Source organism: Desulfotruncus alcoholivorax DSM 16058 (assembly GCF_000430885.1).
Classification (GTDB): domain Bacteria; phylum Bacillota; class Desulfotomaculia; order Desulfotomaculales; family Desulfallaceae; genus Desulfotruncus; species Desulfotruncus alcoholivorax.
Genome location: NZ_AUMW01000011.1, coordinates 57,401 through 69,599, shown reverse-complemented (window position 1 = coordinate 69,599; position 12,199 = coordinate 57,401). Strand labels below are relative to the sequence as shown.

Genomic DNA, 12,199 nt, shown 5'->3' with positions numbered 1-12,199 from the left:
TGCTGTCAGCGGTCTTTTTATTTATGCCAGGAATTAATCCCATGCGCCAGTAACATGATCAAAAACATATTTACACCAGTGAGCATTATTGTTTGATCAACAGCAAATAATAAAGGCGTTGTTTGTGATAGGGGGGATATAATGAGCATAAAGGTTTTGGCCCTTTTGATCGCCGCCTTATCCGGGGTTACCATGGCGGTTCAGGGTTCATTAAATTCCGCGCTGGGGAAGATTATCGGTTTGCTGGAAACAACTTTTATTGTCAATTTGGTGGGGCTGGTGTTAGTGGGAATTTTGCTTTTTGTTTTCAGCCTGGGAGGCGGTAACTGGCAGCATTATGCCGGTGTTCCCTGGTACTTTTATTTGGGTGGGGTTCTGGGCGTTGCGATTACTTATGGAGTGGTAAAAAGCATCCCCAGTTTAGGAGTGGCGGTTGCAACCACAGCGATTATTGTAGGGCAGGTACTGACGGCCGCATTGATCGATCACCTTGGTTTATTCGGTCTGGAAAGAATTCCATTTAACTGGTACCGGGTGGCGGGTACATTATTAATGGCATCAGGGTCCTGGTTGCTTTTAAAGAAGTGAATGAAGTCCATACATAAATAAAAAGCCTGTAACCAGGCCGGTTAAGGCCGCGAAACCGTTGTTGCCGATCGATGCGGGCAACAATTTCTCAAGAATGATATAAATCATGGCGCCGGCGGCCAGAGCAAGCAGTAGGGCATTCATTTCTTTTGAAACTTGCAAAATAAAAAGCCCAAGTAAAGTGCCCAGGGGGGTGACCAGGCTGACCAGCGCGTTTAAGGCCAGCACAAGTCTGCCGCTGGCCCCGCCGGCCTTTAACGGCGCGGCTGTCGCCATTCCCTCAGGGATATTATGCATGCCAATGGCCAGCACCAGAACAGGCCCTAACGCTGTAGAGGCTGAATAACCCGCTGCTATGGCAATTCCCTCCGGCAGGTCGTGCAGAGCAATCCCGAGAGCTATCAGATAGCCCATGCGCAGATAGATTTGTTGTAACCGGTGTCCCGGAATTGCTTTGCCCATAAAATAGTCCATTCCCGTAACGAAAAGAAAACCGGTTAAAAAGCCCAAAATACAAATAACCGGCTGACCATAATGGAGCGAGGTGGGAAGCAAATCTATAATTACCACTGCCGCCATTATTCCCGAGGCAAATCCCAGCAGTAATGAAAGGACGCCGCTGCGCATCGGGCCGAAAAGCAATACTGCTCCGGCGCCAAGGCAGGTTCCGAGGCCCGCGACGGTGGATTGTAATAATATTTCGACCAATAAAATCTTACCCCCGTTTCGGGTCAGGGGATTATAATCACCTGCCCGGGATGGATCTGATCAGGGTTGCCGATGTTGTTGGCAGCAATCAATTCGTCAAGAGAAATATTGAAGTTCCGGGCAATCTGCCATAGGGTGTCCCCGGATTTAACCGTATAGGTTCTTTTGCCCGGGACGGGTTTATTGGTAATTGACCAGTCAGTTTTAGTGCCGCTAATATGTACGGGAGTTCCTATGGGGATATTGGGAAAAAGCTCCTCAACGTCATGGTTATACATGCGCACACAGCCCAGAGAAGCGGCTGTGCCAATAGAAGCGGGGTTGTTGGTGCCGTGAATGCCGTAATTACCACCGGGTATGTCCATTCCCATCCACCTTGTGCCCAGTACACCCCCGGGGTTGACCACTTTGTTTTTAATTTTGTAACTGCCACTGGGAGTAGGGGTGGACGGTTTACCTACCGCCACCGGGTATTCCTTGACCAGCCGGTTACCGTCAAAATGGCTTAAACGCCGGGCAACAGTGTTGATAGCAAGGCGCTTGCCTGCGCTGCTTGCTTTATCCGATCTCATATCATCCCTCCTTAAAAATAAATATATGATCAAAGTTGCAGGTTAATGAATTCTCTTGGGTTGCTTTACGCTCCTACTTGCTTGTCCGGTATTTTTTGGATATACTTTAATTGTTATGTTGGTGAAAGCTTATGCAAAAATTAACTTGGCACTAAATATAACCGGAGTTAGAACCGACGGTTATCATGAATTGGAAACTGTCATGCAAACCCTGGCTCTTCATGATGTTCTGGAGCTGAGCCCGGCAAATTGTATTGAAATTACAGTAGATGGCGCAGATTTGCCGTCCGGACCGGAGAATCTTGCCTACCGGGCTGCTGATTTGTTGCGTTGTGAAACCGGCTGTCGCGAGGGGGTTCGGATCAGGTTAATTAAAAGAATTCCTATAGCGGCGGGTTTGGCCGGCGGCTCTTCGGATGCTGCCGCAGTTTTGCGTGGCCTTAACCAGGTTTGGAGGTTGGGGTTGACCCGGGAAGAGCTGCTGAAACTTGCCGCCAGTATTGGCTCTGATGTTCCTTTTTGTTTATCCGGAGGTACTGCCCTGGCCCGGGGCAGGGGGGAATTAATTGAGTCTTTGCCGGATCTGCCCCCATTTGGTGTTCTTTTGGCTAAACCTCCTTTCGGCGTGAATACTGCAGATGTTTACCGGAGGTACGACCAGGCTGTCGATTTGCCTGAGCCCTGCTGCTTGGAAATGGTTGAAGCGATTAGGCGGGGTGAAACCGGCCAAATTGCAAGCCTGCTTGCCAACGATCTGGAAGCAGTAACGATCGCCATGCACCCTTTAATCGGTGATATTAAAAATAATATGCTGGCTGCCGGGGCCCAGGGTGTTTTGATGAGCGGCAGCGGTCCAACTGTGTTTGGCATTTTCCCTGACCGTAGCACCGCTGCACGGGCTGTAGAAAAATTTGCGCGCGGCGATAATTGGGTCTGTGCAACAGAATTTACCGGTCCAACACTCTAACTGGTCCGGCTTGCTAGGTAAGCTTAAAAAAGGTAGAATAAGTGAAGTAATTTTTTAAGGAGGCGGGGGGAATGGAACAACCCAGGTTGGTCCCCATTAAACTTGATAATTATAAGCCCCTGCGGGAAATAGTTTTCGAGACGTTGCGTGAGGCAATTATTCAGGGCCGGCTTGAGCCGGGCGAGCGCTTAATGGAAATCCAATTGGCCGAGGAAATGGGTGTTAGCCGCACTCCAGTGCGGGAAGCTATCAGAAAACTTGAGTTGGAAGGTTTTGTGGTGATGGTTCCTCGCAAGGGAGCCTACGTTGCGGGCATATCAGTCAAAGATATAGTTGATGTTTTTGAAGTTCGGGCGGCGCTGGAGGCACTGGCGGCCGGACTGGCAGCGGAGAGGGCCACTGCCGAGGAACTGGAGGAAATGGAGAGAGCCGTGCTGCAAATTTATGAGGTTAGCAACGGCAATAATCTTAATACTTTGGTTGAACGTGATACCAATTTTCATGAATTAATCTACAAAGCCAGCCGCAACCAGCGGCTAGTGCAGACATTGGTTCATTTAAAAGAGCAGATACAGAGATTTCGCACCACGTCTTTGGCCCTTCCCGGTCGCGGCAAACACGCAGTGGAGGAGCACAAAAATATTGTTGAGGCCATCAGTAGCCGAAACGTAGAACTTGCTGGAAATTTGGCCAGGGAGCATATAGAAACAGCCGAGCAATTATTCTTAACTGCCATGGGGGAGGTCAAGGAAAAATATGATTGACGCCCTGGTTCTTGCCGGCAGTCCCAACAATGGAGCACTCAGTTCCTGTAGCAAAGCAGCTTATGAGGCCATGATTACCATTGGTGACAAGCTAATGGTGCAATATGTGATTGAGGCAATAAAAGAATGCAAGCGGATTAACAGGATTGCCATTGTGGGGCCGCGCAACGAGCTAGCCAAGTATATCACTGAAGATGATCATATTTTGCTGATTGACCACGGCAGTGAGCTAACCGAAAATGTGCTCCTGGGGCTAAAAAAGTTGCCGGGATCAAAAAAGGTATTATTATTTACTTCTGACATTCCTTTAATCACGCACACTGCCATTGAAGATTTTATAAAACAATGTGAAAAAGTTAAAGCTGATCTTTATTACCCAATTGTGCCCAGGGAAGTTATTGAAAAGAGATACGCTTTCTGCAACCGAACCTATGTCAGCTTAAAGGAAGGGTCTTTTACAGGGGGTAATATGTTCATGTTTAACCCCGGCATTGTTGAGGAGTGTCTACCCCGCGGGCAAAAGTTGGTCGAAGCTAGAAAAAGCCCGATAAAGCTATGCAGAATTGTAGGGATTATGTTTTTAATTAAGTTTTTAATGAAAAATATAACCTTACAGGAAGCACAAAGGAAAGTATCCCGGCTTTTGGGAGTCCATGGCCAGGTAGTAATCAGCATGTATCCCGAAGTTGGGGTTGATGTTGACAAACCCAGTGATTTGGAACTGGTAAATGCACAATTAGGTTTGGCTTAGAGGAAAGGTGACACACCTCCTCTTTAGGGTGTCAATGCTTTGGGGTCGGAGGTATGTCCCCAATTGATACGATTTTTCTGGGTAGTTATTTAATTTGCCCCGGCTTTTTTACAAGCGCGGGGTTTATGTATTTTAGGGCTAAAGGTGGGGGAAAATAGTGGAAATTGATAAAAGCGGAGGTTGGGACCGGATGTCCCCGACCATTGCCGGAATTATTGAAGCGGCCGGGATATTAAAGGGAGTGATTTACAGGACTCCCGTCGATTATTCGCGTACTTTTAGCGGGCTGACAGGCAGTAACGTTTATTTTAAAACAGAAAACGTTCAAAAAACAGGTTCCTTTAAAATTAGAGGGGCGTATTGCAAAATTTCCAAACTAACCCCGGAGCAGCGGGATAAAGGGGTAATCACGGCCTCGGCGGGCAACCACGGCCAGGGTGTAGCTTATGCTGCGGCAAAAGCAGGCATCAGCGCCACAGTGGTCATGCCGTCCAATGCCCCGATAGCCAAGGTGGAGGCTGTCAGGGATTACGGAGCGGTAACCGTGCTGGCGGGTAAGGGGTATGATGATGCTTATGCCCGGGCTATGGAGCTGCAGGCAGAAACCGGGGCGACTTTTGTGCACGGGTTTGACGATCCCGAAATCATAGCCGGGCAGGGTACCATTGGTTTGGAAATACTTGAACAATTGCCGGAAACCGATGCCATAGTGGTGCCGGTCGGCGGCGGCGGACTGATTGCAGGGGTGGCGCTTGCCGTTAAATCCATACGCCCTGATGTGAAAATAATCGGGGTGCAGTCGGAGGCTGCACCGGCCATGTATTTAAGTCATCAATCAAAATGCTGGCAGGAATTGCCTGGCCAGGTTTGCACGCTGGCGGACGGTATTGCGGTGCGCCGCCCGGGCCGGCTTAATTTTGACTTGATCTGCCGTTGTGTTGATGAAATGGTCACAGTGGAAGATGAAGAAATTGCCCGGGCAATTACTATGCTACTGGAACGCTCTAAAATGGTGGTTGAAGGCGCGGGCGCCGTAGGCCTGGCTGCAATGCTGCAAAAACGGGTGGTCATGCCGGGTAAGAACGTAGTGGTGGTGTTAAGCGGGGGCAATATCGATATTAACACTGTTTCTATTTTAATTGAACGCGGTTTGCTCAGGTCAGGACGCAGGGTATATCTGAGAGCTATTGTGGATGACCGGCCGGGAACTCTGCAAAACTTACTGGGGGCAATAGCGGAGTTGCAGGCTAATATTATTTCGGTAAGTCATGACCGGGTTGACCCCCGGGTACCATTGAAAAAGGCTGAAGTAAAATTGCTTTTGGAAACTCGCAATGATTTACATGTCAGGGAAATCAGCAATTTATTAATGGCAAAAGGCTACGAAATAATAAGTGACAAAAATATTTAGTAAAGTTTTCCTAAATTTTTTGGAAAATTGCAGGAATTTTCATTTGCATAGAGAAAAATATGCAAAATCAGGCATATTTGGATAGCGGAAGGTGGTGAGTAAATGAATGTTACCGACGTGAGAGTGCGCAAAGTACTCACTGAAGGTAAAATGAAGGCTATTGTATCGGTAACCCTGGACGACATGTTTGTCATCCATGATGTTAAGGTGGTGGAAGGCCAGAACGGCCTGTTCGTAGCCATGCCAAGTCGAAAGACACCAGACGGGGAGTTTAGAGATATAGCTCACCCCATTAATTCTTCAGCCCGGGAAATAATACAAAACGCGGTATTGGAAGCATACGCAAATGCTATTTAAGAGAGCGCCAGCTCTCTTTTTATGTACTTTGGAAAAGTATATTTCAGGGACATAGTACCTGTCTACATGTCTACATGTCCCTTTTTTACCAGGCAGGGGATAATCATGTTTTGTTGAATAGATAGGAAAGGGGACACAACTTAGCGGTTAGGGGACACACCCCTTCGGGGAATGTCCCCAACGTATGAATGTCCCCAACTCAGGTACGAATATTTCAGGGGGTTATTAAATGCAGTTAGCTGCGGTAATACTTGCTGCCGGAAAGGGGACCCGGATGAAATCCCAACTGCCCAAAGTAATGCACCGTGTATGCGGGAAGGCCATGGTGGAACATGTGCTTTTATCCGTTAAGAACGCAGGGGTGCAAAAAATCGTTATGGTATTGGGTCATCAGGGTGAACGTGTAGCCAATTTAGTGGGAGACAAAGCAGAAATTGCTTATCAGGTTGAACAATTGGGTACCGCCCATGCATTGCTGCAGACGCGGGGCCTGCTTGGTAAATATGAAGGAGACATTCTTGTTTTATGCGGGGACACTCCTTTGGTTCGCCCGGAAACCCTCAATGAACTTTACCGGCAGCATATTAAGCAAAAAAACTCGGCCACTGTTCTTACCGCTATTCTTCCCGATCCGAAAGGTTACGGAAGGATAATTCGGAATAATGAAGGTAATCTGGAGAAAATAGTGGAACAAAAAGATGGGAAGCCCGAAGAACTGGCGGTTAATGAAATTAACGCGGGTATTTACTGTTTTTGTTCGGAGGGTTTGTTTGAAGCGCTTGCAGCTTTAGATGCCAACAACGCTCAGGGAGAGTATTACCTTACTGATATAATCCAATACTATGCCCGGGAGGGTAAAAAGGTTGGCGCAGTGGTCATTGCAGATCCGGAAGAAATTACCGGCATTAATGATCGCTGCCAGCTGGCTGCAGTGGAAAGTATGTTACGCCGCCGGATTTTGGAGCGGCTGATGATGTCAGGCGTTACGATAGTTGATCCTGCTTCTACATTTATTGATGATTCAGTAGAAATCGGGCCGGATTCAGTTATTTATCCGTACACATTCATAGAAGGAAAATCGAAGATTGGCGAGAATTGTATTATTGGTCCTTCTACCCGTCTGGTAAACTCAACTATTGGATCCGGGGTTACAGTTCAAAATTCTATTATCCTGGAAAGCAGCATAGCAGATGGCTGCAATATCGGGCCGTTTGCCTACATCCGGCCCGGTTGTGTGCTGGAAGCCCGGGTTAAGGTCGGGGACTTTGTGGAATTAAAAAACGCGCGGTTAGGCCAAGGCAGCAAAGTGCCCCATCTGAGTTATGTGGGCGATGCCCGGGTCGGATCTGGAGCCAATATTGGCGCCGGTACGATTACATGCAATTATGATGGTGAGAAAAAGTCTTTGACGGTAATTGGCAACAAAGCGTTTATCGGCAGCAACACTAACTTGGTGGCTCCTGTTGTGGTTGGTGAGGGAGCTTATACAGGCGCAGGTTCCACAATAACCCGGGATGTACCTGCCGGGGCGCTCGGGGTGGCCCGGGGTAAACAAAAAAATATTAGCGACTGGGCTGAAAAAAGAAAAAGGTTGCCCGGCAATAATCAAGGCGATCAATAATATTTGGAGGTAAGCTAAGAAATGTCATCGCGTCAACGGCTTAAAATTTTTACCGGTAACGCCAATCCTGCTTTGGCGGAGGAAATAGCCCATTACCTGGGTGTTTCGGTTGGGGCGGCCAAAGTAACCCGCTTCAGTGATGGAGAGATTCAGGTTAGAATAAATGAAAGTGTTAGAGGTGCGGATGTTTTCATTATTCAGCCGACCTCGGAGCCCGTCAACGAGCATTTAATGGAGTTGCTGGTAATGGTTGACGCCGTACGCAGGGCATCGGCACGGAGAATTACAGCCGTCATGCCTTACTACGGGTATGCCCGGCAAGACCGCAAAACAAGGGCCCGTGATCCCATAACTGCTAAGTTGGTGGCAAATTTGCTATATGCCAGCGGCACCAGGCGGGTTATTACAATGGATTTGCATGCGGGGCAAATACAGGGTTTTTTTGATATACCCGTAGATCACCTGCCCGGTGTACCGCTGATAGCTCAGTATTTTCTACAGCAGCAATTAAGTGATGTTGTTGTAGTGAGTCCTGATTTAGGCGGAGTGCAGCGCGCCAGGGATTTGGCTGAAAGAATTGGCGCCCCCCTCGCTATCATCGATAAGAGACGCCCGGAGCCCAATGTAGCCGAAATTATGAATATTATCGGAAGCGTTCAAGGTAAAAAAGTAATCATGATTGATGATATTATCGATACCGCCGGTACCATCACCCAGGGGGCGGCTGCACTGAAAAAGTGGGGCGCAGAAGAAATTTATGTATGCTGCACACATCCTGTGCTGAGCGGTCCGGCGGTGGACAGACTGCCCAAGGCGCCAATAAAAGAAGTTTTGGTAACAAATACGATTGCCTTACCGCAGAGCAAAATAATTGATAACCTTAAAATTCTATCGGTAGCGCCGTTGCTTGGAGAGGCTATCATCCGGGTCCATGAGGACCTGTCGGTAAGCAAGCTGTTTGATTAAGACCTAATAGCCGTTCACTTAGCATCAGATTATTGCTTGGGAGGTTCCTCCGGGTTAGCCTCATCCTGAGGTGAATTATCATCTTTATTCCATTTTAGCCGCGAAATAGACCTGGTTACATTGGAGCCTAAGTTTGATCCGATACGTTTACTTTTCTGTACCGTGGTTTCTAACAGCTTGCCGGTGGTTTTACTTACTCCCCGCAATCTGTCCTGCAGTCCGCCGTCAAGCTTGACCGCTTTTTCCATGGCTTCATCTGTACATACAATCATTTCCTTGCCGATGGTAAGGACATGATCTATGTCCAGAAAAGCTGACCCACTGTAAACGCCGCTTAGATAACCGCCCCCGAATTCCAAGCCTACAATATCGCCTGAGGCAAGATTGACATAATAATCGTCCACTATCCCAAGCATGGTGCCGCTTTCTGATATTATGCGAGCGCCGCTGATATTGTTTTTTTCCTTAACCAGGCCGATTATTTCCGGTAGACTGTTGCCTTTTTGGATTATAGCACTGCGATTTACGGTTACGGCGTCTTCGCCGACACTGTGTATTTTCCCGTAGGGGATAAATTTTTGGTCGTTAAACCAGCCCTTTTGGTCAACGGCCAGGGCTACAACTTTTTTGTCGGCGGGGTTGATAATCAGCCCCTTAATTATCCCTATTTGGGTGCCTTCTTCCAGGCTTATTACAGGCAAGTTATAAAATTGTTTGCTTTTACGCATGGCAAACCCCCCCCTGCGTTCTTAGGAAAGGGGACACACCGGAGGAATGTCCCCAATAAGTATTTAATTAATGTTATGATAATAATGTGTTTGATATAACTTTAAACAGGGAATATTATCCCAAAGGAGGTTACATATATGGAAAATGTAAGTTTACAGGTTAATTATCGCACTAAAACCGGTAAGGCGTACCGTAAGGAATTAATTCGCCGGGGTATGGTTCCCGGGGTCGTATACGGTAAGGAGGTTGGCGACGGCGGCAGCATTCCGGTGGAAGTGGAGTTTAAGCCACTGAAAAACGTTTTGGCTAATGCCAAGAATTCAATTATTGACTTAACCGTTCAGGGCGTTGATGCGCCTAAGAACTTCAAGGTATTAATCAAGGACATGCAGTATGACCCAATCAATAGGGCGATAATGAATATAGATTTTCATCAAATTTCAATGAAAGAATCCATTACCACTTCCGTGGCTATAACTTTCAATGGTGAAATAAAATCAGGTATTCCTCAGTATGGTATAAGAGAGCTTCAAATTTCCTGCCTGCCTTCTAATATTCCGGCGGAAATTGCGGTTGACTTGGACAGCCTGAATGTTGGTGACACGGTGGCTGTCAGGGACATCACTGCTTTAGATAATGTCACAATATTGGATGATCCTGATGCTTTAATTGTTACTGTGTTGCCCGAGCGTAAAGCAGAAGAGCCTGCCGGCGAAGAACCAGCCGGCACCGGAGAAGGGGCAGGTGCAGTGGCCGCCGAAGAATAAATCTATATAAGTTATATCCGTTAACAGATCATCCTTATTTTGCATAATATGGGAGCAACATGATGTTCAAGGAGGAGATTCTTATGGCTGATGCCACTGGAGCTGGGGGGTACTACCCACCCGGGGGAAATTATGGCCCTGGCTACGGCCCTGGTTATGGAATGACACTTTATGAAAGGCTCCAAAGGTGCGTTGGGAGAGTTATCACAGTTTATGTCGGTGAAGGAAATGTGCCCGTAATGGGAATGCTGCACGCTGTGGGACCAAACTATTTGGAAATTCACCGGGCAACAGATACTAATGCCCATGAGGCGGTTATCATTCAACTGCCGGCAGTAGCATCGGTGGTAATTCCCATGCAGCAGCCACCTATGACGATGCCGCCGGAGACACCGGGGAGGTAATTTCAACTCAATAAGCTGGCTAAACCCCCTCCCCATCGTGCGGGGAGGGGGTAATTTAATAGCCGGGGCAAAGCGGAGGGAGGTAGATAAAATTTGAAACTGGTGGTGGGCCTGGGAAACCCGGGGATTCAATATGCCCGATCGAGGCATAATATTGGTTTTATGGCCGTTGATCTGGTTGCCGGCCAGCTTGGTATCAAGTTGGACAAAAATTTTATGCGGGCTGTTGTGGGACAGGGTTTACATAAGGGTGAAAAAATAATACTGGCCAAGCCTCAAACGTATATGAATTTGAGCGGCGAGGCTGTGATCAAACTACTCAACTGGTATAAATTAAGTACGGGCGATATGACGGTAATTTATGATGACATGGATCTTGAACCAGGGAAACTAAAAGTACGACACCGTGGCGGGGACGGTGGCCATCGTGGGCTGGCATCAATAATTAGTTTACTGGGATCCGGCGATTTCAACAGGATCCGCATTGGCATCGGCAGGCCTCGTGAGAAGGGGCGGGACGTTGTCAACTGGGTATTGGGGCGTCCGGACCCCGAGGAGACAATCGCACTCAACCGGGCATTGGAAATGGTGCCGGAGGTGCTTTGGGAAATCGTTGAAAATGGTGTCGGGGCAGCCATGAATAAGTTTAACGGCATGTCTGTGGTATAATCTATCTTCAGGGTGTCAATACTAAGCATAACATGATTTGTAACTACTCAGGAGTCAGAAGTCAGAAGTCAGAATGAGAGAAGGGTTTATCGTATCGAAGTATTTTTGAATTCTGACTACTGTATTCTGAATACCTAAATAGTAACACGTGATTTATTACCTCATTTCAGGTTTTTTTTCCGCACTGTCGGCAAGGGTTATCCTGGGAGCGGTCGCTGTTAACAGTAACTCAAAACCGGTAATCGTGTTGCTTGGGCCTGTGGTGGAGGAAATAGCGAAAACAGGGTCAGCGATGCTCTTTAATGCCGGCATATTTTACACCCATGTGGTTTTCGGCAGCCTGGAGCTGGTTATGGATACCCTGCGCCGCCGGGGAGTGTGGCCCGGATTGGCGGCACTGGTGCTGCACAGCATATTGGGGTTTGCAACCCAATGGCTTCTTGGCCTGTACGGATCGCTGGCCCTTGCCCTGACGGTGGCCGTGCTGTTGCATGCGATGTGGAACTATACATCAGTGGTGCTGCTGGGTCCCAATCTTAAAAAAAGTAAATAGATTTGCATGCCCGACGTGTCAGGCACCCGGGATAATCTGTAAAAGTTTTTTAGGATAGCACAGAAGCAAACATAATGGAGTAAACTATGAAAACTTACTATATCTGTGAATGCTGCGATTGTGTTTTTAAAACAACTGAATCAAGCCCTGACCTGGAACAATCTGGTATCGATGACTTGACGGGGCAGGAGGCCAGGGGTATAATAATGGAAGAAAATGAAAGAAATAATGGCTTTATCACTGGTCTTTGTGAAGAATGCCGAGCAGAGATATACGGGACTGATGACCGTATAGTAGTGTATTCTTATCACGGTTTGAATTAAAAAAAGAGTCAGAGGTCATGGAGAAAAGCACAATTGTTATACCGCATTT

Annotated in this window: 16 protein-coding genes; 13 read left to right on the top strand and 3 right to left on the bottom strand. The window is 47.6% G+C overall.

Annotation, left to right across the window (positions count from 1 at the left end; genetic code table 11):
• Positions 1-141 precede the first annotated feature (141 nt).
• Positions 142-588, top strand: a complete 447-nt coding sequence (locus H569_RS0106205; protein WP_027364293.1) for a DMT family transporter — start codon at positions 142-144, stop codon at positions 586-588.
• On the opposite strand, the gene H569_RS0106200 is transcribed toward H569_RS0106205, so the two are convergent.
• Together H569_RS0106200 and H569_RS0106195 are read right to left on the bottom strand one after the other, a co-directional pair.
• Complete coding sequence (locus H569_RS0106200) at positions 577-1,296, bottom strand: ZIP family metal transporter (RefSeq protein WP_027364292.1); 720 nt, start codon at positions 1,294-1,296, stop codon at positions 577-579. The genes H569_RS0106205 and H569_RS0106200 overlap by 12 nt on opposite strands.
• A gap of 23 nt (positions 1,297-1,319) precedes the next feature.
• A complete protein-coding gene (locus H569_RS0106195; protein ID WP_027364291.1) occupies positions 1,320-1,868 on the bottom strand; it encodes a L,D-transpeptidase family protein in 549 nt (182 codons plus the stop codon).
• A 115-nt stretch (positions 1,869-1,983) separates the two neighbouring features.
• Between H569_RS0106195 and ispE the strand changes: the two genes are divergently transcribed.
• The 7 genes from ispE (at position 1,984) to H569_RS0106155 (ending at position 8,705) form a co-directional block, all read left to right on the top strand.
• Positions 1,984-2,835, top strand: a complete 852-nt coding sequence (gene ispE, locus H569_RS19405; protein ID WP_114679264.1) for a 4-(cytidine 5'-diphospho)-2-C-methyl-D-erythritol kinase — start codon at positions 1,984-1,986, stop codon at positions 2,833-2,835.
• Positions 2,836-2,906: 71 nt separating this feature from the next.
• A complete protein-coding gene (locus H569_RS0106185; protein WP_027364290.1) occupies positions 2,907-3,599 on the top strand; it encodes a GntR family transcriptional regulator in 693 nt (230 codons plus the stop codon).
• Complete coding sequence (locus tag H569_RS0106180; RefSeq protein ID WP_027364289.1) at positions 3,592-4,350, top strand: nucleotidyltransferase family protein; 759 nt, start codon at positions 3,592-3,594, stop codon at positions 4,348-4,350. The genes H569_RS0106185 and H569_RS0106180 overlap by 8 nt, the downstream gene beginning before the upstream one ends.
• 190 nt (positions 4,351-4,540) lie before the next feature.
• A complete protein-coding gene (gene ilvA, locus H569_RS0106170) occupies positions 4,541-5,761 on the top strand; it encodes a threonine ammonia-lyase (RefSeq protein ID WP_027364288.1) in 1,221 nt (406 codons plus the stop codon).
• Positions 5,762-5,863: 102 nt separating this feature from the next.
• A complete protein-coding gene (gene spoVG, locus H569_RS0106165; RefSeq protein ID WP_027364287.1) occupies positions 5,864-6,118 on the top strand; it encodes a septation regulator SpoVG in 255 nt (84 codons plus the stop codon).
• 229 nt (positions 6,119-6,347) lie between these two features.
• Positions 6,348-7,739 (top strand): bifunctional UDP-N-acetylglucosamine diphosphorylase/glucosamine-1-phosphate N-acetyltransferase GlmU, encoded by a 1,392-nt coding sequence (gene glmU, locus H569_RS0106160; RefSeq protein WP_027364286.1) that lies wholly within the window; start codon positions 6,348-6,350, stop codon positions 7,737-7,739.
• A gap of 21 nt (positions 7,740-7,760) precedes the next feature.
• The gene (locus H569_RS0106155) at positions 7,761-8,705 is read left to right on the top strand and encodes a ribose-phosphate diphosphokinase (protein ID WP_027364285.1); all 945 of its coding nucleotides are present in this window, start codon (positions 7,761-7,763) and stop codon (positions 8,703-8,705) included.
• Between the two features lie 29 nt (positions 8,706-8,734).
• Here the strand turns inward: H569_RS0106155 and H569_RS19400 are convergent, their stop codons facing one another.
• Positions 8,735-9,433, bottom strand: a complete 699-nt coding sequence (locus H569_RS19400; RefSeq protein ID WP_051273350.1) for a PRC-barrel domain-containing protein — start codon at positions 9,431-9,433, stop codon at positions 8,735-8,737.
• Between the two features lie 138 nt (positions 9,434-9,571).
• Here H569_RS19400 and H569_RS19395 point away from each other — a divergent pair, with 138 nt between their 5' ends.
• From H569_RS19395 to H569_RS0106125, 5 genes are all read left to right on the top strand, one after another.
• The gene (locus H569_RS19395; protein ID WP_051273347.1) at positions 9,572-10,201 is read left to right on the top strand and encodes a 50S ribosomal protein L25; all 630 of its coding nucleotides are present in this window, start codon (positions 9,572-9,574) and stop codon (positions 10,199-10,201) included.
• Between the two features lie 83 nt (positions 10,202-10,284).
• Positions 10,285-10,605 (top strand): hypothetical protein, encoded by a 321-nt coding sequence (locus H569_RS0106140; RefSeq protein ID WP_027364284.1) that lies wholly within the window; start codon positions 10,285-10,287, stop codon positions 10,603-10,605.
• A 102-nt stretch (positions 10,606-10,707) separates the two neighbouring features.
• Entirely contained in the window at positions 10,708-11,274 is a 567-nt protein-coding gene (gene pth / locus H569_RS0106135) for an aminoacyl-tRNA hydrolase (protein WP_238492486.1), read from the top strand.
• Positions 11,275-11,422: 148 nt separating this feature from the next.
• Complete coding sequence (locus H569_RS19390) at positions 11,423-11,827, top strand: hypothetical protein (protein ID WP_051273345.1); 405 nt, start codon at positions 11,423-11,425, stop codon at positions 11,825-11,827.
• A gap of 86 nt (positions 11,828-11,913) precedes the next feature.
• Complete coding sequence (locus H569_RS0106125) at positions 11,914-12,150, top strand: anti-sigma-F factor Fin (RefSeq protein ID WP_027364282.1); 237 nt, start codon at positions 11,914-11,916, stop codon at positions 12,148-12,150.
• The last annotated feature ends 49 nt before the right edge of the window (positions 12,151-12,199 follow it).

Bases quoted from the DNA above. Each gene is read 5' to 3' on its own strand.
- H569_RS0106205 (WP_027364293.1), top strand. From the start codon at position 142: ATGAGCATAAAGGTTTTGGCCCTTTTGATCGCCGCCTTATCCGGGGTT.
- H569_RS0106195 (WP_027364291.1), bottom strand. From the start codon at position 1,868: ATGAGATCGGATAAAGCAAGCAGCGCAGGCAAGCGCCTTGCTATCAAC.
- ispE (WP_114679264.1), top strand. From the start codon at position 1,984: ATGTTGGTGAAAGCTTATGCAAAAATTAACTTGGCACTAAATATAACC.
- H569_RS0106185 (WP_027364290.1), top strand. From the start codon at position 2,907: ATGGAACAACCCAGGTTGGTCCCCATTAAACTTGATAATTATAAGCCC.
- H569_RS0106180 (WP_027364289.1), top strand. From the start codon at position 3,592: ATGATTGACGCCCTGGTTCTTGCCGGCAGTCCCAACAATGGAGCACTC.
- ilvA (WP_027364288.1), top strand. From the start codon at position 4,541: ATGTCCCCGACCATTGCCGGAATTATTGAAGCGGCCGGGATATTAAAG.
- spoVG (WP_027364287.1), top strand. From the start codon at position 5,864: ATGAATGTTACCGACGTGAGAGTGCGCAAAGTACTCACTGAAGGTAAA.
- glmU (WP_027364286.1), top strand. From the start codon at position 6,348: ATGCAGTTAGCTGCGGTAATACTTGCTGCCGGAAAGGGGACCCGGATG.
- H569_RS0106155 (WP_027364285.1), top strand. From the start codon at position 7,761: ATGTCATCGCGTCAACGGCTTAAAATTTTTACCGGTAACGCCAATCCT.
- H569_RS19400 (WP_051273350.1), bottom strand. From the start codon at position 9,433: ATGCGTAAAAGCAAACAATTTTATAACTTGCCTGTAATAAGCCTGGAA.
- H569_RS19395 (WP_051273347.1), top strand. From the start codon at position 9,572: ATGGAAAATGTAAGTTTACAGGTTAATTATCGCACTAAAACCGGTAAG.
- H569_RS0106140 (WP_027364284.1), top strand. From the start codon at position 10,285: ATGGCTGATGCCACTGGAGCTGGGGGGTACTACCCACCCGGGGGAAAT.
- H569_RS0106125 (WP_027364282.1), top strand. From the start codon at position 11,914: ATGAAAACTTACTATATCTGTGAATGCTGCGATTGTGTTTTTAAAACA.